This window comes from Sphingomonas sp. Leaf407 (assembly GCF_001425385.1).
Taxonomy (GTDB): Bacteria; Pseudomonadota; Alphaproteobacteria; order Sphingomonadales; family Sphingomonadaceae; genus Sphingomonas.
This window is the reverse complement of the sequence record NZ_LMQO01000001.1, coordinates 1,068,884-1,088,187: the sequence shown is the minus strand read 5'-3', so window position 1 is coordinate 1,088,187 and position 19,304 is coordinate 1,068,884. Positions and strand designations below refer to the sequence as shown.

Below are 19,304 nucleotides of genomic sequence, written 5' to 3'. Positions count from 1 at the left end.
CGAAAGGATCTGACATGCCCAACATTCTGGCACCCGCTGGCTTCGTGCCGGCGTCGGCGATCACGTTTGGCCCGATCGGTGGGGAAGCGACCGCGGTGTCGCCGGCGACGCCGCTGCCGGCGTACATGCCCGGCGGGCTGACCGTCGTGTCCGCCTCACTGACGCGGCCGGCCGACACCACCGCCTATGCCGCCGGCGACCTGGTCGCGAATGCGGTGGCCGCCAGCGCGGTCGTGCCGATCGAGCTGACCGAGGTGACGCGCGCCGGCGTCGAGGCGATCCGCATCGAGCGCGTCCGGCTGCGCAAGACCAGCCCGGCGCTGGTGGGCGCGGCGTTCCGCGTCCACCTGTTCCGCCGGCCGCCCACCGTCACCGCCGGGGATAATGGCGTCTTCGACAACGGCACCGGCCTGCTCTCGCTTGCCGACATCACCGGCTATGTCGGGTCGGCCGACATCATCATGGACCGCGCGGCGGCGATCGGCGCGATCGGCGTGGGGCTGGTCAATGGCGGCGGCGGGATCACCTGCGAGACGGGCGCGGTCGTCGGCAAGGAGCGCAGCCTGTGGGCGCTGATCGAGGCGCGGGGGGCGTACACGCCGATCGCTGGCGAGACCTTCGCGCTGATGATCGAGGGGGCGCGGAGCTGATGCACGCTGGACTTCGCAGCGCGCTTTTCGGCAGCGCGCTTCCGCTCGCCGGCTTCGAGCTGGGCATGGACTTCCGCGCCGGGTGGTATCGATCGGGCGCGATCGTCACGCGCGATCCGGCTGCGCTGCCGGGGCAGGCATTTACGCGGCCCGACCTGAAATTCGAGGAAGTGGGCGGCGTATTGGTGCGGGTCGCTCCAAGCGCGCCCCTCATTGTCCCCGGTCTTGGGTTCCTTGCCCGAACTTCGTACCGAAATTTCATGCCGAACAGCAGTTGGTCGGGGGCGGCGCCCAATAGCCAAGTCCCGCAGATTGGGATTGCCACCGCCGCACAGAATGGAATTACCCGCCGTGTCGAGGCATTGGGCAGCATAGATTTTGGCAACGGGACCGTACTGCCATACATAGACTTGCGCGTATTTGGGACCGCGACGGCGAACACCAGCACTTATCCAGTGCTAAGTGGCACGAATAACGCCTCGATGCCTGACGCGGCCGTAGATGAGCGGTGGACGGCGTCGATAGGCGCGCGGCTCCTTCCCGGTGGCGTCATGCCGGGCTGCAACATCGGCCTGACCGCCAGTGCGCGAAGCCGGGATGGAAGTACCATTTACGGCACATACAGTAATGACCTGATGACGCTGGGCGAATGGAAAGTCGCAGGTGACTGGGCCATCACCACGACCCCGGCGCTACCTGCAAATACCGGTAGCATGTGGATGTTTCTTTCAATGTTCATCCCGTCTGGGGCGACCGTGGATTATACCATCCGCCTGTTCGCGCCGAGCCTTGTGAAAGCCGCGATCCGTGGGCCGTACATTCCGACCGGTGGCGCGTCCGTCGGCATCAACACCGATAACATGCGTCTGGGGCAACCGATCCCTGCTGACGATAACTGGGTGATTTTGCACTCCGCCGTCATGCAGCGGACGACGGCGCAGCAGAATGGGAACGATCGCCTCTGGAACCTCGCGCATGGTGCGGTGGAGCGCTTTGCCGTTTACCGAAGTGGTCCTGCCGATGGTGCGCCTGGTCGGATCAATGCCCTGTCCACCATTGCTGATGGCACGCGGACGGGATCGGGGACGGCCACTATCCTGCCTGCTGGGCGGATCGTCACCGCGCTTGTGAAGACGGGCGGAAGCTACCGTCTCGTTGTGCGGGGGCCGGACGGCGCGATCTCCTACTCGCCGCAATGGACGCCAAGCGCCTATCCGTCGCCTATCGACTATTTCTACCTGTCACCGGCCATCGACGGCTACCACGAATTCTTCGGCTATCGACGGGGCACCTTCAGCGATGCGCAGGTCGCCGGCATGCTGGCGGCGCTGGCATGAGCGCCGCCGCCCGGCCGCCGTTCGGGTGGAAGGAGGCGCTGATGCTCGCCTGCACGATGGTCGGCCCGGCGGCGGTCGTCGCCGGCGTCATCCGGTCGGACGGCAAGAGCGAGGCGCTGATCGAGGACACCGCGCGCCGCGTCGTCCAGCTCGAGGTCGACGGCCGGGCTGAGCGCGAGCGGCGCGAAGCCGATCGCGAAGCGTACCGGGCACTGGCGGCACAGAATGCCGAGCGGTTGGCGCGGATCGAGACGCTTCAGATGCGTGGAGCCGCGCGATGATGCCCGATCCCGCCGCCCTGATCCTCGCCGGATCGGCTATCTCCGCCGTGCCGCCGCTCGGCCGCCTGCTCTCCACGCTGCGCCCCCGCCGGCCGGACATCGCCGCCGCCGCGGCGCTGCTCGCCTCGACGCCGCTCCACCATATCGACCCGGCGCTGATCGGCGCGCCACCGCGCGCGATCGTCACCCGGGCATAAACCGCCGGCGGCCGGACGCCGCCACCTCCATCGGAGACATCACCCAATGAAGCTCACCCCTGACTGGCGTCAGGCGTGGCGCTGGTGGTCCGTGCGCCTGTCGGCGCTCGGCTCGCTGCTCTGCGCCTTCGCCCTGGCGTCGCCCGACACGCTGTTGACGGTTTGGCAGGCGCTGCCGGCCGACGTCGTCGCCCTGCTGCCCGAGCGCCTCGCGGCGGTCGTGCCGCTGATCCTCTTCACGCTGACGATCGGCGCGCGCCTCGTCCAGCAGCAGCCCGCCGAGGTGCCCGATGACCAGTAAAGCGCAAGGTGTGCAGAAGCCCCGCAAAGGCCTGCTGGTCGCGCTGGTCGGGGCGATCGCCGCGACCGGCCTGTTCGTCTCGGTCCCGCTCGAGGAAAGCGGCCGCGTCCAGCGCGCCGAGGTGACGGCCGCCGGCGACGTCGTCACGACGCACGTCAGCGGTCCCGAGCATCGCACCGCGTACCGCGACATCGTCGGCATCCTGACGATCTGCGACGGCGATACCGCCAATGTGAAGGCGGGGCAGGTCGAGACGCGGGCCGGGTGCCAGGCGCGGCTCGAGCGTCAGATCCTCGCCCACGCCCAGCCGGTGATGGCGTGCATTCCGCAGCTTGCGGCACCGGGGATTGATTACCAGCGATGGGCAGCAATCAGCCTTGCTTACAATGTCGGCACGTCGGCTGTTTGCAAATCGTCGATGGCCCGGCATTTCCGCGCCGGGCGCTGGCGGCAGGGGTGCAATGCTATCCTGATGTGGAACCGCGCCGGCGGCCGCGTCGTGCGCGGCCTGACGTTGCGGCGGGAACGGGAGCGGGCGATCTGCCTGCGGGGACTGTGATGGTGCGGCCCTTCGCCCCCGTCGCAATCGCGATGCTGCTGGCGACCAGCGGCTGTGCCGGCGGCGTCCGCCTTGACACCGCTGGTGCCGCGATCGATGTCGTGCAGCAGCAGCTCGATCGGCTCGAGACGATCCGCACCAGGATCCTGCCGGCGATCGCGCCGGACCGGGCGGCGCGGATCGAGCGCGCGATCGTCGCGGCCGAGGAGCTGCTGCGCATCGCGCGCGTCGCCGTCGACGTCGCCACCCGGGCGGCCGCGCTTCGCCAGGCGGACCGGACCGTCGCGGTGATCGAAAAGGCATCGGCGCGATAGACGGCCGCAGTCCGACGTGTAGCATTTAGCATCCGACATGGATCGAATTCATTCCACTATGGCGATATTTGGAACGGTTGCGAAACCTACGTATTTTCGGGGGGTCGGTCGCCTGCCTGTAGGAGTGATTATAGGGTACCCAGGGGTCGTCGGAAGGGAATACGTCGACTTCTATCTGCCGCCGCACGGACCTGGAATTCCGTGCCGCCCTACGCCCAAAGCCCCAGGTCCGAAAGTCCCAGGCGCAGGCAGGTCCAGGCCACCGCACGTGCTTGGGGCGCTCGGGCTTCCCTGATCCGTACCCTTGGGCGGTATTTTCCAACCATCGCACAGGACTGCGGGTATCGTGTGGGTACTGCCGGTTTGCGCAGGATCGAAAACCGGCGGTTTTCCACGTGTTTCCATGATGCGCAGGCGGACGGATTGTCCGCCGCGACGATCCAAAAATGTCATCGCAAAATGGAAGCCGCCAGCAGGCGACAAGGGAATGTACACTGCTGGCGGGCAGCCGAAGCAACCATCACTGTGAAGGGAGCGGTTGCTTCAAACTGCGTCGTTGCTCTGCCGTTCGAGTATGCCTGCCGCAAGGGCGGATACCGTACACGCAATGGGCTCCTTCGAAACATCTGCCTTGATGAAGGCTGCTTCAGAATAATTGCACAGTGCATTCTGCCTTTTGACAGACAACGCGCGCCGCCACTTAACTTTTTCCAAAATTGAACCGGTCGCCCGTGCGCTGTGCATTTCCAACCGCGAGCTTTGGAAAATAAGGGTACGCCCAGTACCAAACTCGACGGCGAACACTGTTCCCGATTTCCCAACAACGATCGCCTCTTCGATCCTCGTGAGCAGGTCCGGCCCTTCGGAACCGAGGAACACGGCGTGCCCTGTTCGAAGAAATCCATTTGCGGCCGTCATAGCTTCCTCGGCCTCTCCCTCTTCCATTGTCGCCACCCCCTTTTCCGAAGCGTGGCAGGCACTTAGTTCGGGATTATGAACATTTTATGCTTACAAACGTCGCGGTACGAGCCGCGCGGGTAAAGCCGCGCGCTTATAAACTATCGGATGGTCTCGGCCTGCACCTTTATATTGCGCCGTCCAGCCTTCGGTCCTGGCGCTGGCGCTTTCGCCTCAATGGCCGGGAGTTGCTGCTGACGCTCGGTCAGTATCCCGACATGGATCTGATCGCTGCGCGCGCTGCGGCCGACCACGCCCGGGAGGCGCTGCGCGCCGGGCGCGATCCGCGCGAGGAGCGCGCAGTGCGTTCCGCGATCGATCGTAGCTTCGCCGGCGTCGCCCGCCAGTGGCACGCCCACTACCGCGACCGGTGGACCGAGGTTCACGCGGTCGACGTGATCCGCAGCCTTGAGCGCGACGTCTTTCCCGCGATCGGCGCACTCGATCTCGACGACATCGGCGTGGCCGACATCCGTGACTTGCTGCGCGCGATCGAGGCGCGCGAAGCGATCGAGACCGCCCGGCGTATCCGGCAGCGGATCTCCAAGGTGTTCGCCTTCGGCATCGCCAATGACTGGGGCTCGACCGATCCGGCGATGCAGGTGCGCATCGCGCTCGCGGCCGCGCCGATCGGCGGCGAACAGCTCGCCCTCGTGACGCTCGACGATGCGCGCGACCTGCTGGCGGCATCGGCCGCCGCTGGCGGCCCGGCGATCGTCGAACTGGCGTCGCGCTTTCTGGCGTTGACCGGCGTGCGCCAAGGCACGCTGCGCGGCATGCGCTGGGACGAGGTCGAGGGCGTCGACTGGACCGGCGAAGCGATCGGCCCGGTCGCGCCGGTGTGGCGCGTGCCGGCCGCGCGCATGAAGCTGGCCAAGGCGAAGAAGGCCGATCCGCGCAATGACCATGTGGTGCCGCTGTCGCGCCAGGCGGTGGAGATCCTGCGCGCGGTCCGCGCGCTGCCGGGCAGCAACGTCGTGCTGGTGTTCGGGCGGGGCGACTGTGGCGCGCCGATCGCCGAGAGCGCGATCGGCGCGCTGTACCGTCGCGCCGGCTTCGCCGGTCGGCATGTGCCCCACGGATGGCGCGCGACCTTCTCGACGATCCTGAACGAGCGGTTCCCGGCAGAGCGGGTGACGATCGATCGCGCCCTGGGCCACGCCCCGCGCAAAGAGGTCGAGGTGAATATCAAAGTGGAGCGGGCCTACAACCGATCGATCCAGTATGGACCCCGACGCCGGCTGATGCAGGTGTGGGCCGACCTTCTCATGCCCGATGCGATGGCGGTGCCCCGGCGGTGACGAGGCGGCTTTTCGGCACGGATTGTGCTCGTCCCCGCCGCCGAGCCAAGCTGAGCTGACGGGGCTTCAGCGCGCGACGGTGCAATGGCCGGGCGGGTGCGGCATCGGGGACTAGCACATGGCGGGACGGATGGGCTGGGTGCGGTGGCCTATGGCTACGTGTCGCGGGAGCGACGCCTTATAATTCCATGATATCAGAGAATATTCGGTAGCGGTGCAGTGCCTATCTGGCACTCGCGCTCATCTACAAGCCGAGCAAGGCTGCGGAGCTGGCGCGCCAGCGGGCTGTCGGTGCCGGCGGTGAAGGCGACGTACTGCTCGCAGGTCGCGTCCTTCAGCATGCGTGTCGTCTCGGTCGCATCCTCGCGCCTCCGGTGGGCTGCGTCGGCGGGGATCGGGATCGGCCGGAGCGACTTCGGGAGATACCGGCGAATGATGTCGGGCAGAAAGGTCCGGTATGCATTCGATGTCTGTCGATATGCCTTGCGGTCGCCATCATCGGCTACGCGCTTGAATCGGCGCTGGTGGTCCAGCAGGCCGACCTCTTCCAACAGGACGACCGCCCGCGCAATCGTGCGCCGCCCCAGCCCGGTCCCGGCCGCGAGGCGATCGTAGGATGGGAACACCTTGCCGGCGTTCAGCCGCGCGAAGGTCAGTATCTCCTCGAGGACGCGGACGGCGCCAGCCGTCAGGCGCGCGATGAGGCGCTCCGAAGCCGACAGCGTGGCTCCCTTCGTCCGTACGCTGGTTTTTAGCCGGCGGCCGGCGTCCAGTGCGCGTCGCGCGGCATGCAGTATCCGGTCCGTCTCACCTTTGCCTGGCGCACGGAAATACAGATGCTCGAATGACCCCTCCTCCTTGCTGGAGCGGTGGATTGGCCGACCGGTAATGTGGGGCGAGCCGGAGTGGGAAGAGCGCGCCAGTCCCCCGGCGATCGATGCGAGGGACTGGAATGACGTAGCAGGCATTTCGGCCTCCGAGACGGAAGGTCGATGGGCGCACGAAAGCGCCGCCGGAATGAGGGTCCGACGTGCGCTGGTCGTGGTGGGTGGGTCAGCAGCTAGTCGCTGCCGACGGCGGGCCTCGTGCCGGCTGGGGATATTGGGGGCCGTGGATACCGGCCCGGCGGGTCAAACCTTGACGGTACGACCCGCTCGGTTATGCGGGGAGCGATCCTTCGCTACCACCCGCGACAGTCCGATAGCCGACGTCGTCATGCGCCAAGCGCCATCCACATCCTCCGCTGATTAATGTGACGTTCACCGATTTTTTGGTAGAACATAATCCTCTGTCGTTCGTTGGCTTGAAAACAGAATAATATAACGAGAGGATGGACTGTCATGGCCAAAGTCGCTGGCGCCTCCGCCCGTCATCGCCTGTCGGGTATCGATCGGGTTCCCAATCCCACAGGCCTGCTGCTTTGCATGGCGGTCGCGGTGCCGATCTGGGTGGGAATCCTCGCGCTGATCTTCTGATGCGTCGGGCACGACGCCTTGCTGCGACGGCTCGATCCCCCATGTTGCGTTCGACAGCGCGTTCGTCCTAGACGGCGCGATCAATCGAACGGAACAGAACGTCATGGCCGCTACCCACACCACCCGTATGCTCGTCCTCGGATCGGGACCGGCAGGGCTTTCCGCCGCCATCTATGGCGCGCGCGCGGGGATGGAGCCGATCGTGGTGCAGGGCATCCAGCCTGGCGGCCAGTTGATGACGACCACCGACGTCGAGAACTACCCCGGCTTTCGCGAGGTGGTGCAGGGGCCGTGGCTGATGGGCGAAATGCAGGCACAGGCTGAGCATGTCGGCACGCGCATGATGTGGGACACGATCGTCGATGTCGACGTGACCAACCGTCCGTTTCGCCTGACCGGCGACAGCGGCGATGTATATGAGGGCGAGGTCTTGGTGATCGCCACCGGCGCACAGGCGCGCTGGCTGGGCCTCGACAGCGAGGAGTTGTTGAAAGGCAAGGGCGTGTCGGCCTGCGCGACCTGCGACGGCTTCTTCTATCGCGGCAAGAAGGTGGCGGTGATCGGCGGCGGCAATACGGCGGTCGAGGAAGCGCTCTATCTCACCAACCACAGCGACGACGTGACGATCATCCATCGCCGTGACAGTTTCCGCGCCGAACGCATCCTGCAACAGCGTCTGTTCGCCAGCGACAAGATCAGCGTGTTGTGGAACAAGCAGGTCGAGCGGTTCGTCGGCGGCGGCACCCCGCACGGTCTCGTCGCGATCGAACTGAAGGACACTGTGACCGGTGAGTTATCGACGCTGGAGGTCGACGGCGGCTTCGTCGCGATCGGTCACCATCCGGCGACCGAACTGTTCCGGGGTCATATCGCACTGGACGACGATGGCTATATCGCGGTCGAAACTGGATCGACCCGCACCAGCGTGCCCGGCGTCTTCGCCTGCGGCGACGTGATGGACAAGGTCTATCGTCAGGCGGTGACGGCGGCCGGGACCGGCTGCATGGCCGCGCTCGACGCCGAACGCTTCCTGCAGGCCGCCGAATTCGCCGATCTGGCCGAAGCCGCCGAGTAACCGCCGCCCATTTTGCCCTTGCGTCGTTACAGACGCAAGGGCGACGGGCTCAGCGTAGCGCCGCCAGCATCTGCTCGCGCAACCATGCTGCGTCACCGTCGCGTCCGAAGCTGTGGCTGGCGGTCGGCCGCGATACGACCGGTACTTGCCGCGACAGGCGTTCGCCGCGCCATTCGCTGGCAAAGGCGATGGCGGTATTGTCGCCCTCGGCCAGCAGGATGCGCGTCGGCGTTCCCTGCTCCAGCCCGGCGACGAACGCGGCCATCAGCGGCGACCGCTCGTGCTTCGCGGCGATGATCTTGCGAACCCCGCCGATGACTCCGCGCAGGTCGACCCCGCCGCGGACCAGCCGTAACCATTCGGCGGGCGAACGCAGCCGCTCGCCATAGCGTGCCCGGATCGCGGCGGCGGGCGGCAGCTCGTCGAGCGGCTCGATGATCCACGGGTTCGCGAGCAGCAACGCATCGATCCCCGCGGCCTCATGGAACAGCGCCAGCGCGGTCGCCGCATCGCAATTGCCGAAGGCGACGATCCGCCCGACCCCCGCCTGCGTACGAAAGGCAGCGGCGGCAGCGGCAATATCGGGTCCGCTCGACCGGAAGCCGAGGTTGATCCCGCCCGACTCCCCGATCCCGCGCCGGTCGAAGCGAAATACCGGAAAGCCCTGCGCGGCGATCGCGGCGGCGGCGAGCGCCATGCCGCGATGCGCGCCAATGCGCAGTTCGTTGCCGCCCGAGACGATCAGCAGCCCGGTGTCGCCCGCCGCCTCGTCCAGCGTCGCGGCCAGCGTCTCGCCCATGCAGGGGAACGTCAGATGCCGGCGCATGCACGGCTCCATGCGGCAAGGTCTTCGGCAAGTTCCTCGGCCAGCACCCGGTCGTCGCCGGGTTCGGCCCGCCGCCACAACGGCGCGGCGTCGATCCGCAGGTCGGCAGGCGCCGGATCGGTGCCCAGCCTGACTATCCGTACCGGATGCGTCACGGCCGGCACGGCGGCGCCCAGTGCGTCGAGCAGGGGCCGGGCGATGCGGTTGCCGCTCAGCATCGCCACCGCCTCGCCGCTGTCGGCCTCGCCCGCCGCCTTCGCTACGCGGTGCAATTCGCGGACCAGCCGCGCGCCGGGCTGTGGGCTCAACTGCCACCGCCCGGCGACGTCGGCCTCGCCATCGATCAGCGCGCCGCCCCGGATCGATGCGGCGATCACCGGTCGCCCGGACGTCGCGCAGGCGGCGGCGAAGGCGGCGCGCCAGTCCGACAGGCTCGCCGCCTCGGTCGGGATCAGGCTATCGCCCTGTCCGGGCAGATCGGGCAGCATCGATCCGACGCCACGCTCGGCCAGCGCGCGCAGCAGACCGACCGCGAAGGTCCGCGTCCGGTTCGCTTCCTCGAACGGGGGCAGCGCCAGCGCCACGACCGGGCCGTCCGCCGGGCCGAAGCGCCACAGCGCTTCCTGCCCCCCGGCCCAGTCGTAGCGGTCGATCAAACGAGCGCCTTGCCGCTGGCGAAATGGACCAGCGAGCCGAAGCTTTCCATCGTGTCACCGTCGATGTCGTCGTCTTCGATCAGGATGCCGAGCCGGTCTTCCAGTTCGGTGAGCACACCCGCCACCGCCATCGAATCCAGTTCGGGCAGCGCGCCGAACAACGGCGTATCGTCGCGGAACGCGGCGACCCGATCGTCCGACAGGCCCAGCACGTCGCGCAATACCGCCCGCACGGTGGTCTCGATCTCGGTCTTGCCCTCTGGAACCACGCATACCCCCTGTCGCCGGCCTATCCGCCGGACCGTTTCGGCGGATGTACGCGCAAGCCCGTGCGCTGCCAAGCCACGCGCTGGTACAGCCTGTCCCGAACGGGTAAAGGCGGGCGATGCCGTCGCCCGATCCCGTCCCGCTGCCGATCGACATGCTGCCGTCGCGCGGGCAGCCGGACGCGGCCGCGATCCGCGACCGGGACGGGACGCTCGATTATGCCGCGCTGGAGGACCGCGTCGCCCGCATCGCCGGCGGGCTGCGGGCACGGGGCCTGCGTCCCGGCGACCGGGTCGCGACGTGGCTTCCCAAGACGCGGCTGGCCTGCGTCCTGCCGCTGGCGGTGGCACGGGCCGGACTGGTCCACGTACCCATCAATCCTGCGCTCAAACGGGCGCAGGTCGCGCATATCCTTGGCGACAGCGGCGCGGCGCTGCTGCTGACCCAGCCGGGGCGCGCGGCGACGCTGGCCGATGGCGACGTGCCCGATGGTTGCGCGGTCATCGTCGAGCCGCCCGAGGGCGATGCGATCGGTGCCGATCCGACGCGCGATTGTCATGCGCTGGCCGCGATCCTCTATACCTCGGGCTCGACCGGGCGGCCCAAGGGGGTGATGCTCAGCCATGCGAATCTGTGGCTCGGCGCGATCTCGGTCGCGCACTATCTGCGGCTGACGCCGGACGACCGGGTGCTGGCGGTGCTGCCGCTCAGCTTCGACTATGGCCAGAACCAGTTGCTCTCGACATGGGCGGCGGGCGGCAGCGTCGTCCCGCTCGATTATCTGACCGCGCGGGATGTGGTGAAGGCGGTCGAGCGCTTCGACATCACCACGCTGGCCGGCGTGCCGCCGCTATGGACGCAGTTGATCGAGACGGGGTGGGACGACGCGGTCGCCGGCCGGCTGCGACGGCTGACCAATTCGGGGGGGGCGCTGACCGTGCCGCTCATCCGGGCGTTGCGCGGGCGGTTCCCGGTGGCCGATCTCTACGCGATGTACGGCCTGACCGAAGCATTTCGTTCGACTTGGCTCGATCCGGCGCTGATCGATGCCAACCCCGACGCGATCGGCCGCGCGATCCCGTTCGCCGAGGTCGCCGTCGTCCGCCGCGACGGCAGCCGCGCCGCGACGGGGGAGGCGGGCGAGCTGGTTCATGCCGGGCCGCTGGTCGCACAGGGATATTGGCGGGATGCGCCACGCACCGCGCAGCGCTTCCGCCCCGCGCCCGACTGGATGGAAAGCGGCGGCACCGCGGTCTGGTCGGGGGATAGCGTGGCCCAAGGGAGCGACGGCCTGCTGCGCTTCGTCGGTCGCGCCGACGAGATGATAAAGGTCGCCGGCAACCGCATCAGCCCGACCGAGATCGAGGAAGCGGTGCTGGCAGGCGGCGAGGTGGCGGAAGCCGTCGCGATCGGCGTGCCCGATCCCCGGCAGGGGCAGGCGATCACCGTCGTCGCCCGCGCGCTGGTCGCCGATGCCGAGGACCGCGTCCGCGCCCGCCTGCGCCGCGACCTGCCGATGTTCCAGCAGCCGACACGCTATATCTGGGTCGATACCATGCCGCGCAACGCCAATGGCAAGCTCGATCGCTCGGGCCTGCGCGCGCTGGCGCTGGAGCGCGACGCATGAAGCCTGTCGGACCGATCCCGCCGGCCTTTGCCGGACAACGCCGGTTGCAGGTCGGCGGGGTCGACTTCGCCGAGTTGCTGGCGCGGGCCGGCGACACGCCCGCGTTCCTGTACGACGGTGCGGTGATCGCCGGTCGGGTCGCGGCCTTGCGCGCCGCGCTGCCGCCGTCGGTCGGCATTCATTATGCGATCAAGGCCAATCCGCATGCCGATGTGCTGGCGCTGATCGCGCCGCTGGTCGACGGTCTCGATGTCGCCTCGGGCGGTGAACTGGCCAAGGCGATTGCGGTCAAGCCGGCGCGGGCGATCAGCTTCGCAGGACCCGGCAAGCGCGACGACGAACTGACCTCGACATTGCGGGCTGGGGCCACGCTCCACGCGGAATCGGAAGGCGAGGTGGAGCGCACGCTGGCCATCGCCGATCGCCTGGGGCTGACCCCGCGCATCGCGGTGCGGGTGAACCCCGATTTCGAACTGCGCGGATCGGGCATGCGGATGGGCGGACGCGCCTCGCCCTTCGGCGTCGATGCCGCGCGCGTGCCGGCACTCGTCCGCCATATCGTCGCGGCCGGCGCGGACTGGCACGGCTTCCACATCTTCGCCGGATCGCAGACGCTCGACACCGCCGCGCTGATCGAGACGCAGGCGGCGACCGTCACGCTCGCCGCGCGCCTGTCGGACGAGGCCGGCCATGCCCCGGCGTTCGTCAATCTGGGCGGCGGGTTCGGCATCCCCTATTTTCCAGGCGATACGCCGATCGACGTCACCGCGATCGGTGCCGCGCTGGGCGATACGCTCGCCGCTCGCGACCCGGTCCTTTCGCAAACCGGCTTCGCGATCGAACTCGGCCGGTATCTGGTGGGCGAGGCAGGGGTCTACTGTACGCGCGTCGTCGACGTGAAACGCAGCGGCGATGAATGGTTCGTCATCATCGATGGCGGATTGCATCACCAACTGGCCGCCAGCGGCAATTTCGGCACGGTGGTGCGCCGAAATTATCCGGTCGCGCTGGCCGACCGGATGAATGCCGACCCGGCAATCACCGCGTCGGTCGTGGGTTGCCTTTGCACCCCGCTCGACCGCCTTGCCGACCGGATCGCCTTGCCTGCGGTATCGGTCGGCGACACCATCGCGATCTTTCAGGCGGGAGCCTATGGCGCGACCGCCAGCCCGCAGGCGTTTCTCGGCCACCCCCCGGCGCGCGAACTGCTGGTCTGAACGTACCCAACCGTCCCGATCCGGGGCAGGGCGGTTGCGGCGCTACGCAAGGCAACCCTATCTTTACCCCTTAACCTTCATGGTCGTTGGCAGTCCCGCGTCAGGTCGCTCCTGCGGTCGCGCTTGTTTGGATGAGGTATGGTATGCGCGGTAAGCGGCAATTGGGGTTTGGGGTCTGCGTCGCGGCGCTGCTGGGTGGCTGCTCCGGCGGCGCCCGTCCCGAACTGCCCCCGGCACCGTTCGTTCAGGCGCGCGAGGCGCCAGGCGAGGATTATGTCATCGGTCCGCTCGACCAGCTCAACATCTTCGTGTGGCGCAATCCCGAATTGTCGGCCAAGGTGCAGGTCCGCCCCGACGGCCGGATCACCACGCCGCTCATCAACGACATGCCCGCCACCGGCAAGACGCCGGCGATGCTGGCCGACGACCTGAAGCTGGCACTGGGCGAATATATCAAGGACCCGCTCGTCTCGGTCATCGTCGAGAATTTCTCGGGCACGTTCAGCCAGCAGGTGCGCGTGGTCGGTGCGACCGAAAAGCCCGCCTCGATCCCGTATCGTGCGAACATGACGCTGCTCGACGCGATGATCTCGGTCGGGGGCCTGAGCGAATTCGCCGCCGGCAACCGCGCGCGTCTCGTGCGCTACGATCGCGCATCGGGCCAGCAGTCGGAATTCGGCCTGCGCATTTCAAGCCTGCTCAAGAACGGCGATTCGAGTGCGAACGTGCGGTTGCAGCCGGGCGACGTCATCATCATCCCCGAGAGCATGTTCTGAGATGGAAGGGCTGTACGACGAACTGCGGCTGTCGCTGCACGCGATCTGGCAGCGACGCTGGATCGCGCTGGCCATCGCGTGGGTGGTGTGCCTAGGCGGCTGGCTGGCGGTCAGCCAGATCCCAAACAGCTATCAATCGACCGCGCGCGTGCTGGTGCAGATGCGCCAGGTGCTGCCCGGTGCCGAGGCGCAGGTCGCGCAGAACGAACAGGCCAAGGACATCGACCGCGTTCGCCAGACGCTGACCTCGGCGGTCAATCTCGAAAAGGTCGTACGCGGCACGTCGATGGCCGACAGCGTGTCGAGCGACGCCGACGTCGCCGATCGCGTCGCCTCGCTCCAGAACGCGATCAAGCTGACCGCGCAGCAGGACAATCTGTTCGAGATTTCGGCGACCTCGGGCAGCCCGAAGCTGGCGCGCGAGATCGTTCAGAAGATGATCGACATCTTCGTCGAGGATAATCTGAGCAGCGATCGCGACGCGACCAGCCAGTCGCTCCGCTTCCTCGACCAGCAGATCGCGCAGCGCCAGAAGCAGCTTGCCGATGCGGAAAGCCGGCGGCAGGCGTTCGAGCAGCAATATATGGCGCTGCTGCCCGGCACCGGATCGGTCGACGACCGCATGTCGGGGGCGCGCGAGCAACTGGCGCAGATCGAGGGCGATCTTGCCGCCGCGCAATCGAGCCTGAACGCCGCCAATGCCCAGATGGCGGGCACGGCGGCGACGCTGCCGGGCACGGCGGGTTCGGCCATCGCCGGGCCGGCGCGCGCGCGGCTGAGCGCGATCGAAGGGCAGATCGCCGAGGGGCGCAGCCGTGGCTGGACCGACTCGCACCCCGACATGGTCGCGCTCAACCGCCAGCTCGCCAGCGCGCGTGGCGCCGCGCGGAGCGAGGGCACCAGCGTCAGCGGCGGGACGGCGGCATCGCCCAACCCGCTCTACCTGCAACTGCGCGCCGCACAGGCCGAACGACAGGCGCGCGTCGCCGAACTCAACCAGCGCAAGAGCCTGATCGATGGACAGTTGAACGCGCTGCAATCGCGCATCGCCGCCGATCCGCAGGCAGCGGCGCAGCAGTCGCAGCTCGATCGCGACATCGCCTCGCTCAAGACGCAGTATGACACACTGTTCCAGAACCGCGAACAGGTCCGCCTGCAAAGCAGCGTGCAGACCGATACCGATGCGGTGAAGTTCAGCGTGATCGATCCGCCGACGCAGCCGCGCGCGCCGACCGCGCCCAACCGGCCGCTGTTGCTGCTGGGCGTGCTGATCGTCGGGCTGGGGGCGGGGGTGGCGGCCGCCTTCGCGCTCAGCCGGCTCAGGACCAGCTTTGCGACGGCGGGCAAGCTGGAGAAGGTCAGCGGCATGCCGGTGCTCGGATCGATCGGCGAGGTCGTGACCGATGCGGTGAAGACCGGGCGGGCGCGGCGGCTGAAACTGTTCGCGGGCGGGGCCGGCGCGCTCGGGGTCGCGTTCGTGTTCTTGCTGGGGCTTGAATTCGCCCAGCGCGGGCTGGTTGCGTGACGGAGAAGGACCCGATGAACTATTCTCCTCGACCGGTGCGGCCGTCGCTGCTGGAACGTGCCGCCGACCGCTGGACGTTCGCGCCGGCTGTACCGGCGGATGCGATTGCTCCTGAACCGGTGCCCGCACCGGCGCCCACAGCGCCATCGCGCAAGCCAGTGGTGCCCTCGGCACGCCGTCGCCCTGTCGACATCGTGCCGATCGATCGTACCTTGCTGGCCGATCGCGGCATGCTGGTTCCCGGCGGACCGGTGACGGCGCTTGCCGAGGAGTTCCGGCTGGTGAAGCGCCAGTTGCTCGCAACCGCCGATCGTGTCGCGAAGCGCGATGCCGATGCCGCGCGGATGATCCTCGTCTGTTCGGCGCAGCCGGGGGACGGCAAGACTTTTTGCGCCATCAATCTGGCGCTCTCGCTCTCGGCCGAACGTGATGTCGAAATCCTGCTGGTCGATGCGGACTTTGCCAAGCCCGACATTCTCGGGCGATTGGGGCTGCAGGGGGAACGCGGGTTGCTCGATGCGCTGGCCGATCCGGCGGTGGATGCGGAGGCGTTGGTGATCGCGACCGACGTGCCGCAACTGTCGATCCTGCCTGCGGGAACCCGCAGCCATGCCGACACCGAACTGCTGCGCAGCGACCGGGCACGGCAGGTGGTGGCATCGTTGCTGGCCGCCGATCCGAACCGCATCGTCATCTTCGATTCGCCGCCGGCGCTGGCGGCGTCGCCCGCCGCCGTGCTGGCGACGCTGGTCGGGCAGACGATGCTGGTCGTGCGCGCCGACAAGAGCAGCGAGAGCGACCTGCGCGAAGCGGTCACGCTGCTCGACGGTTGCGAGGAAATCCAGTTGTTGCTGAACGCCACCACCTACCGCGCCGATGGCGCGCGCTTTGGCTATTACGGACAGGAGCAGGCATGATGCGCTGGATCGCGCTTCCGATGACATTGGGCATAGGGGCGACCGCCGCCAATGCCCAGCGCGTCGATGTCTCGCCCTATCTGGAGGCCGGACAGGTTGTCGCTGCCGATCTGACCAACGGTGACGTCGTCACCTTTACCCAGTTGACGGCGGGCGTCGATGCGACCGTCACGACGCAGCGGGTGCAGGTGCAGGCCAATTACCAGTATCAGCGCTTCTTCGAATGGGAACGCGGCGTCGGTGACAGCGATGTCCATTCCGGCCTCGCGCGCGCCAACGTGAATCTGTTGCGCGGGTTGAGCCTCGAGGGCGGGGCGATCGCCACCCGCTCGCGCTCGGACATCCGTGGCGGGGGCTTCGGCCCGTTCGTCAACCGCAGCGACGTGAACAGTTCGCAGGTCTATGGCCTGTATGCCGGACCGACGCTCGCCACCCGCGCCGGGCCGTTCGCGGTCAACGCGACCTATCAGTTCGGCTATACCAAGGCCGAGGTGCCCGGCTTCGTCGATCTGCCCGCCGGCCAGCGCCGGCTGGATTATTATGACGAGGCGACCAGCCATCTGGTGTTCGGCAGCATCGGCACGCGCGCCGGCACCCTCCTGCCGATCGGCTTCACCGTGTCGGGCGCATGGACCCGCGAGGACGCCGGCCAGCTCGACCAGCAGTTCGAGGGGACCTATGGCCGGGTCGACGCGGTGCTGCCGGTCACGCCGACGCTCGCGGTCATCGGCGGTGTCGGCTATGAAAAGATCGAGGCGACGCAGCGCGATCCCCTGCTCGACGCGACCGGCGCCCCGGTGCTCGACGGGGCGGGGCGCTATGTCACCGATCCGGCGTCTGCGCCCCGCCTCGCCTATGATACCGACGGCATCATCTGGGATGCGGGTGTGCTGTGGCGGCCGTCGCCGCGCACCACGCTGGAGGCGCGGATCGGGCGGCGCTACGGCACGATGAGCTATATCGGCTCCTTCTCATGGGCCAGCGGCCCGGGGGCGGGGGTGCAGGTCGGCGTGTATGACAGCGTCACCACCTTTGGCCGGCAGTTGACCGGATCGCTGGCGCAACTGCCGACCAGCTTTTTCGGCGGCAACGATCCGTTCGGGTCGCGCTATGGCGGCTGTACCTTTGGCGGCGGCAGTTCGCCCGATGGCGCGCCTGCCCCCGGCGGGTGCCTGACGCCGGTGTTCCAGTCGATCAGCAGCGCGACCTATCGTGCGCGCGGGGTTGATGCGGTCTATTCGGTTACGCATGGCGGCACCCGGCTGGGTGTCGGCGCGGGCTATGCCAACCGCCGCTATTACCTGCCGCCGGTGCCCGGCGCGGTCGTCTATCGTGCGAACGACCAGAGCTATTACGTTCAGGGCTTCGGGCAATGGGCGCTCGACAGCCGGTCGGGGCTGACCGCCGATCTCTATGGCAATTATTTCAGCAGCGGGATCGAGGGTGCGCCCGATGCGTGGGGCGGCGGGGCGCAGGGGTCCTATTACCGGACGTTCGGGCGCGCCTATGGCAGCCTGTCGGCCGGCGTCTACGGCTTCGACGTCGAAGGGGGCGACGCCGATGTGATCGCCCAGGCGTTGCTGGCGATGGGTATCCGGTTCTGAACCGTGTGAGCGGGGCGATGCGCCCCACGGAGACGATGATGTACGACGATCATTATGGCCTGAGCGGACGCCCGTTCCAATTGACGCCCGACCCGGCGTTCTGGTTCGATACCGCGACGCATCGCAAAGCCATGGCCTATCTCGGCTATGGGCTGAGCCAGGGCGAAGGGTTCATCGTCATCACCGGCAATCCGGGCACCGGCAAGACGACGCTGGTCGGCCATCTGATGGCGACGATCGATGCCGAGCGGCTGAACGTGATCCGCATCGTCACGACCCAGATCGAGGCGGACGACCTGCTGCGGCTGGTCGCGGCGGGGCTCGACGTCGACCATGGCGGGCTGACCAAGGCGCAGTTGCTCTCGGCGATCGAGCGCGGGCTGCACACTGTCGCGCGGTCGGGGCGGCGGACGCTGCTGGTGATCGACGAGGCGCAGTCGCTGCCGGTCGCGTCGATCGAAGAGCTGCGCATGCTGTCGAACTTTCAGGCGGGCGGCTATGCGCTGCTCCAGATTTTCCTGCTCGGCCAGCCCGAGTTTCGCCAGCGGCTTCACGGATCGGACCGGCTGGAACAGTTGCGCCAGCGGGTGATCGCGATGCACCACCTCGACCCGATGGGCGTCGAGGAGGTCGGGCCGTATCTCGAACACCGGCTGCGCATCGTCGGCTGGACCGGCCGGCCGAGTTTCGCGGAAGACGCGATCGCGGCGCTGCACCGCTGGTCGGGCGGTATCCCGCGCCGGCTGAACCAGTTGGCCGGACGGGTGATGCTGTTCGGCGCGATCGAGGGGGTCGATGACTTCGTCGGCCGCCATGTCGAACAGGTGATCGACGATCTCGATGGCGACGGCCTTGGCAGCGTGACGCGCGATGCCGTGCCGCGTGTCGCACCGGAACCCGAGATCGTCGTGCCACCGATCGCCGAACCCGTTGCCGAACTGCCGCCCGAACCGGTCGCCTCGCCGGCACCGGTGATCGAGCCTGCCACGATCGAACCGGAAGCGGTCGAACCGGAACCGCTGCCGATGACCCCGCCGCCGCCGCCGATGCCGCCGCGTCCGATCCACCTGTCGGTCGTGCCGGCGCAGGCATGGGACACGCCGCTGCTGCTCGATCGCGACGACGAGGATTTCGATGCGCTGCCCGACGCCCGCGACAGTTGGTACGACGGCGACGCCCCGGCGGCGGCGCGTGCCGAGTATCGCGCGCCGCCGGTCGAACCGGTGGTAACGATCGACATGCCGGTTGCGCCTCCGCCTGCCCCCATGGCCGATGCACCGGGCGAGGACGCTGCGCCGCTGCAGGAGCGTATCGCCATGCTCGAAGCCCGGCTGGAGGAACAGGAAGCGGCGCTGCGCCGGGTACTGACGCTGCTGGTCGACTGGGTCGAGAGCGATCAGCGCCGGCCCGACCTGTCCGGCCTGCGCGCGGCGAGCTGACCT

22 protein-coding genes are annotated in these 19,304 nt (G+C 68.0%); 17 read left to right on the top strand and 5 right to left on the bottom strand.

Translation table 11 applies throughout. The features are described 5' to 3' along the window. Positions 1-14 precede the first annotated feature (14 nt). Genes ASG37_RS04880 through ASG37_RS04850 form a run of 7 tightly spaced genes read left to right on the top strand, consistent with a single transcriptional unit; the run spans position 15 to position 3,639 of the window. Complete coding sequence (locus ASG37_RS04880; protein WP_055756574.1) at positions 15-650, top strand: hypothetical protein; 636 nt, start codon at positions 15-17, stop codon at positions 648-650. Beyond that, positions 650-1,987, top strand: a complete 1,338-nt coding sequence (locus tag ASG37_RS04875; protein WP_055756572.1) for a hypothetical protein — start codon at positions 650-652, stop codon at positions 1,985-1,987. Before ASG37_RS04880 ends, ASG37_RS04875 begins: the two co-directional genes overlap by 1 nt. Continuing rightward, entirely contained in the window at positions 1,984-2,268 is a 285-nt protein-coding gene (locus tag ASG37_RS04870; RefSeq protein WP_055756570.1) for a hypothetical protein, read from the top strand. The genes ASG37_RS04875 and ASG37_RS04870 overlap by 4 nt, the downstream gene beginning before the upstream one ends. Then, positions 2,265-2,465: a hypothetical protein gene (locus ASG37_RS04865; protein WP_156349168.1), complete on the top strand. Its 201-nt coding sequence runs from the start codon at positions 2,265-2,267 to the stop codon at positions 2,463-2,465. Before ASG37_RS04870 ends, ASG37_RS04865 begins: the two co-directional genes overlap by 4 nt. 46 nt (positions 2,466-2,511) lie before the next feature. Next, entirely contained in the window at positions 2,512-2,766 is a 255-nt protein-coding gene (locus tag ASG37_RS04860) for a hypothetical protein (RefSeq protein ID WP_055756566.1), read from the top strand. Positions 2,767-2,776: 10 nt separating this feature from the next. Next, complete coding sequence (locus ASG37_RS17260; RefSeq protein WP_200909788.1) at positions 2,777-3,325, top strand: lysozyme; 549 nt, start codon at positions 2,777-2,779, stop codon at positions 3,323-3,325. Next, positions 3,325-3,639 carry a hypothetical protein gene (locus ASG37_RS04850; protein ID WP_055756564.1) on the top strand — a complete coding sequence of 105 codons (315 nt, stop codon included), beginning with the start codon at positions 3,325-3,327 and terminating at the stop codon, positions 3,637-3,639. Before ASG37_RS17260 ends, ASG37_RS04850 begins: the two co-directional genes overlap by 1 nt. Positions 3,640-4,182: 543 nt before the next feature. On the opposite strand, the gene ASG37_RS17590 is transcribed toward ASG37_RS04850, so the two are convergent. Beyond that, entirely contained in the window at positions 4,183-4,584 is a 402-nt protein-coding gene (locus ASG37_RS17590) for a hypothetical protein (RefSeq protein WP_156349167.1), read from the bottom strand. Between the two features lie 59 nt (positions 4,585-4,643). Between ASG37_RS17590 and ASG37_RS04845 the strand changes: the two genes are divergently transcribed. Then, on the top strand, positions 4,644-5,897 hold the full coding sequence (locus tag ASG37_RS04845) for a tyrosine-type recombinase/integrase (protein ID WP_055756562.1): 1,254 nt from the start codon (positions 4,644-4,646) through the stop codon (positions 5,895-5,897). Between the two features lie 194 nt (positions 5,898-6,091). Here the strand turns inward: ASG37_RS04845 and ASG37_RS04840 are convergent, their stop codons facing one another. Beyond that, positions 6,092-6,865 carry a helix-turn-helix domain-containing protein gene (locus tag ASG37_RS04840; RefSeq protein ID WP_055756560.1) on the bottom strand — a complete coding sequence of 258 codons (774 nt, stop codon included), beginning with the start codon at positions 6,863-6,865 and terminating at the stop codon, positions 6,092-6,094. 372 nt (positions 6,866-7,237) lie between these two features. Here ASG37_RS04840 and ASG37_RS18125 point away from each other — a divergent pair, with 372 nt between their 5' ends. Beyond that, positions 7,238-7,372 (top strand): hypothetical protein, encoded by a 135-nt coding sequence (locus ASG37_RS18125; protein ID WP_268795683.1) that lies wholly within the window; start codon positions 7,238-7,240, stop codon positions 7,370-7,372. 103 nt (positions 7,373-7,475) lie between these two features. Then, entirely contained in the window at positions 7,476-8,447 is a 972-nt protein-coding gene (gene trxB / locus ASG37_RS04835) for a thioredoxin-disulfide reductase (RefSeq protein ID WP_235514843.1), read from the top strand. Positions 8,448-8,496: 49 nt separating this feature from the next. Here trxB and ASG37_RS04830 read toward each other — a convergent pair whose 3' ends face one another. From ASG37_RS04830 to ASG37_RS04820, 3 genes are read right to left on the bottom strand one after another with little or no spacing between them, the layout of a single operon-like run. Further along, positions 8,497-9,273 carry a hydrolase 1, exosortase A system-associated gene (locus tag ASG37_RS04830; protein WP_055756556.1) on the bottom strand — a complete coding sequence of 259 codons (777 nt, stop codon included), beginning with the start codon at positions 9,271-9,273 and terminating at the stop codon, positions 8,497-8,499. Further along, on the bottom strand, positions 9,258-9,929 hold the full coding sequence (locus ASG37_RS04825; RefSeq protein ID WP_055756554.1) for a hypothetical protein: 672 nt from the start codon (positions 9,927-9,929) through the stop codon (positions 9,258-9,260). Before ASG37_RS04825 ends, ASG37_RS04830 begins: the two co-directional genes overlap by 16 nt. Then, the gene (locus tag ASG37_RS04820; RefSeq protein ID WP_055756552.1) at positions 9,926-10,198 is read right to left on the bottom strand and encodes an acyl carrier protein; all 273 of its coding nucleotides are present in this window, start codon (positions 10,196-10,198) and stop codon (positions 9,926-9,928) included. Before ASG37_RS04820 ends, ASG37_RS04825 begins: the two co-directional genes overlap by 4 nt. A gap of 116 nt (positions 10,199-10,314) precedes the next feature. Between ASG37_RS04820 and ASG37_RS04815 the strand changes: the two genes are divergently transcribed. From ASG37_RS04815 to ASG37_RS04785, 7 genes are all read left to right on the top strand, one after another. Further along, positions 10,315-11,823, top strand: a complete 1,509-nt coding sequence (locus tag ASG37_RS04815; protein WP_055756548.1) for an AMP-binding protein — start codon at positions 10,315-10,317, stop codon at positions 11,821-11,823. Beyond that, on the top strand, positions 11,820-13,040 hold the full coding sequence (locus ASG37_RS04810) for a pyridoxal-dependent decarboxylase, exosortase A system-associated (RefSeq protein WP_055756546.1): 1,221 nt from the start codon (positions 11,820-11,822) through the stop codon (positions 13,038-13,040). The genes ASG37_RS04815 and ASG37_RS04810 overlap by 4 nt, the downstream gene beginning before the upstream one ends. A 143-nt stretch (positions 13,041-13,183) precedes the next feature. After that, complete coding sequence (locus tag ASG37_RS04805) at positions 13,184-13,816, top strand: XrtA/PEP-CTERM system exopolysaccharide export protein (RefSeq protein WP_414887866.1); 633 nt, start codon at positions 13,184-13,186, stop codon at positions 13,814-13,816. Between the two features lies 1 nt (position 13,817). Next, a complete protein-coding gene (locus ASG37_RS04800) occupies positions 13,818-15,341 on the top strand; it encodes an XrtA system polysaccharide chain length determinant (RefSeq protein WP_055756541.1) in 1,524 nt (507 codons plus the stop codon). A gap of 14 nt (positions 15,342-15,355) precedes the next feature. After that, positions 15,356-16,258: an AAA family ATPase gene (locus ASG37_RS04795; protein ID WP_055756540.1), complete on the top strand. Its 903-nt coding sequence runs from the start codon at positions 15,356-15,358 to the stop codon at positions 16,256-16,258. Then, positions 16,255-17,862 (top strand): hypothetical protein, encoded by a 1,608-nt coding sequence (locus tag ASG37_RS04790; protein WP_055756537.1) that lies wholly within the window; start codon positions 16,255-16,257, stop codon positions 17,860-17,862. Before ASG37_RS04795 ends, ASG37_RS04790 begins: the two co-directional genes overlap by 4 nt. 38 nt (positions 17,863-17,900) lie before the next feature. Next, positions 17,901-19,301 carry an AAA family ATPase gene (locus ASG37_RS04785; protein WP_055757335.1) on the top strand — a complete coding sequence of 467 codons (1,401 nt, stop codon included), beginning with the start codon at positions 17,901-17,903 and terminating at the stop codon, positions 19,299-19,301. Positions 19,302-19,304: the final 3 nt, after the last annotated feature.

What these genes read in the sequence shown, in the direction of transcription:
- ASG37_RS04880 (WP_055756574.1), top strand. Translation starts at nt 15, where the DNA reads ATGCCCAACATTCTGGCACCCGCTGGCTTCGTGCCGGCGTCGGCGATC.
- ASG37_RS04875 (WP_055756572.1), top strand. Translation starts at nt 650, where the DNA reads ATGCACGCTGGACTTCGCAGCGCGCTTTTCGGCAGCGCGCTTCCGCTC.
- ASG37_RS04870 (WP_055756570.1), top strand. Translation starts at nt 1,984, where the DNA reads ATGAGCGCCGCCGCCCGGCCGCCGTTCGGGTGGAAGGAGGCGCTGATG.
- ASG37_RS04865 (WP_156349168.1), top strand. Translation starts at nt 2,265, where the DNA reads ATGATGCCCGATCCCGCCGCCCTGATCCTCGCCGGATCGGCTATCTCC.
- ASG37_RS04860 (WP_055756566.1), top strand. Translation starts at nt 2,512, where the DNA reads ATGAAGCTCACCCCTGACTGGCGTCAGGCGTGGCGCTGGTGGTCCGTG.
- ASG37_RS04850 (WP_055756564.1), top strand. Translation starts at nt 3,325, where the DNA reads ATGGTGCGGCCCTTCGCCCCCGTCGCAATCGCGATGCTGCTGGCGACC.
- ASG37_RS17590 (WP_156349167.1), bottom strand. Translation starts at nt 4,584, where the DNA reads ATGGAAGAGGGAGAGGCCGAGGAAGCTATGACGGCCGCAAATGGATTT.
- ASG37_RS04845 (WP_055756562.1), top strand. Translation starts at nt 4,644, where the DNA reads ATGCTTACAAACGTCGCGGTACGAGCCGCGCGGGTAAAGCCGCGCGCT.
- ASG37_RS04840 (WP_055756560.1), bottom strand. Translation starts at nt 6,865, where the DNA reads ATGCCTGCTACGTCATTCCAGTCCCTCGCATCGATCGCCGGGGGACTG.
- ASG37_RS18125 (WP_268795683.1), top strand. Translation starts at nt 7,238, where the DNA reads ATGGCCAAAGTCGCTGGCGCCTCCGCCCGTCATCGCCTGTCGGGTATC.
- trxB (WP_235514843.1), top strand. Translation starts at nt 7,476, where the DNA reads ATGGCCGCTACCCACACCACCCGTATGCTCGTCCTCGGATCGGGACCG.
- ASG37_RS04830 (WP_055756556.1), bottom strand. Translation starts at nt 9,273, where the DNA reads ATGCGCCGGCATCTGACGTTCCCCTGCATGGGCGAGACGCTGGCCGCG.
- ASG37_RS04815 (WP_055756548.1), top strand. Translation starts at nt 10,315, where the DNA reads ATGCCGTCGCCCGATCCCGTCCCGCTGCCGATCGACATGCTGCCGTCG.
- ASG37_RS04810 (WP_055756546.1), top strand. Translation starts at nt 11,820, where the DNA reads ATGAAGCCTGTCGGACCGATCCCGCCGGCCTTTGCCGGACAACGCCGG.
- ASG37_RS04805 (WP_414887866.1), top strand. Translation starts at nt 13,184, where the DNA reads ATGCGCGGTAAGCGGCAATTGGGGTTTGGGGTCTGCGTCGCGGCGCTG.
- ASG37_RS04800 (WP_055756541.1), top strand. Translation starts at nt 13,818, where the DNA reads ATGGAAGGGCTGTACGACGAACTGCGGCTGTCGCTGCACGCGATCTGG.
- ASG37_RS04795 (WP_055756540.1), top strand. Translation starts at nt 15,356, where the DNA reads ATGAACTATTCTCCTCGACCGGTGCGGCCGTCGCTGCTGGAACGTGCC.
- ASG37_RS04790 (WP_055756537.1), top strand. Translation starts at nt 16,255, where the DNA reads ATGATGCGCTGGATCGCGCTTCCGATGACATTGGGCATAGGGGCGACC.
- ASG37_RS04785 (WP_055757335.1), top strand. Translation starts at nt 17,901, where the DNA reads ATGTACGACGATCATTATGGCCTGAGCGGACGCCCGTTCCAATTGACG.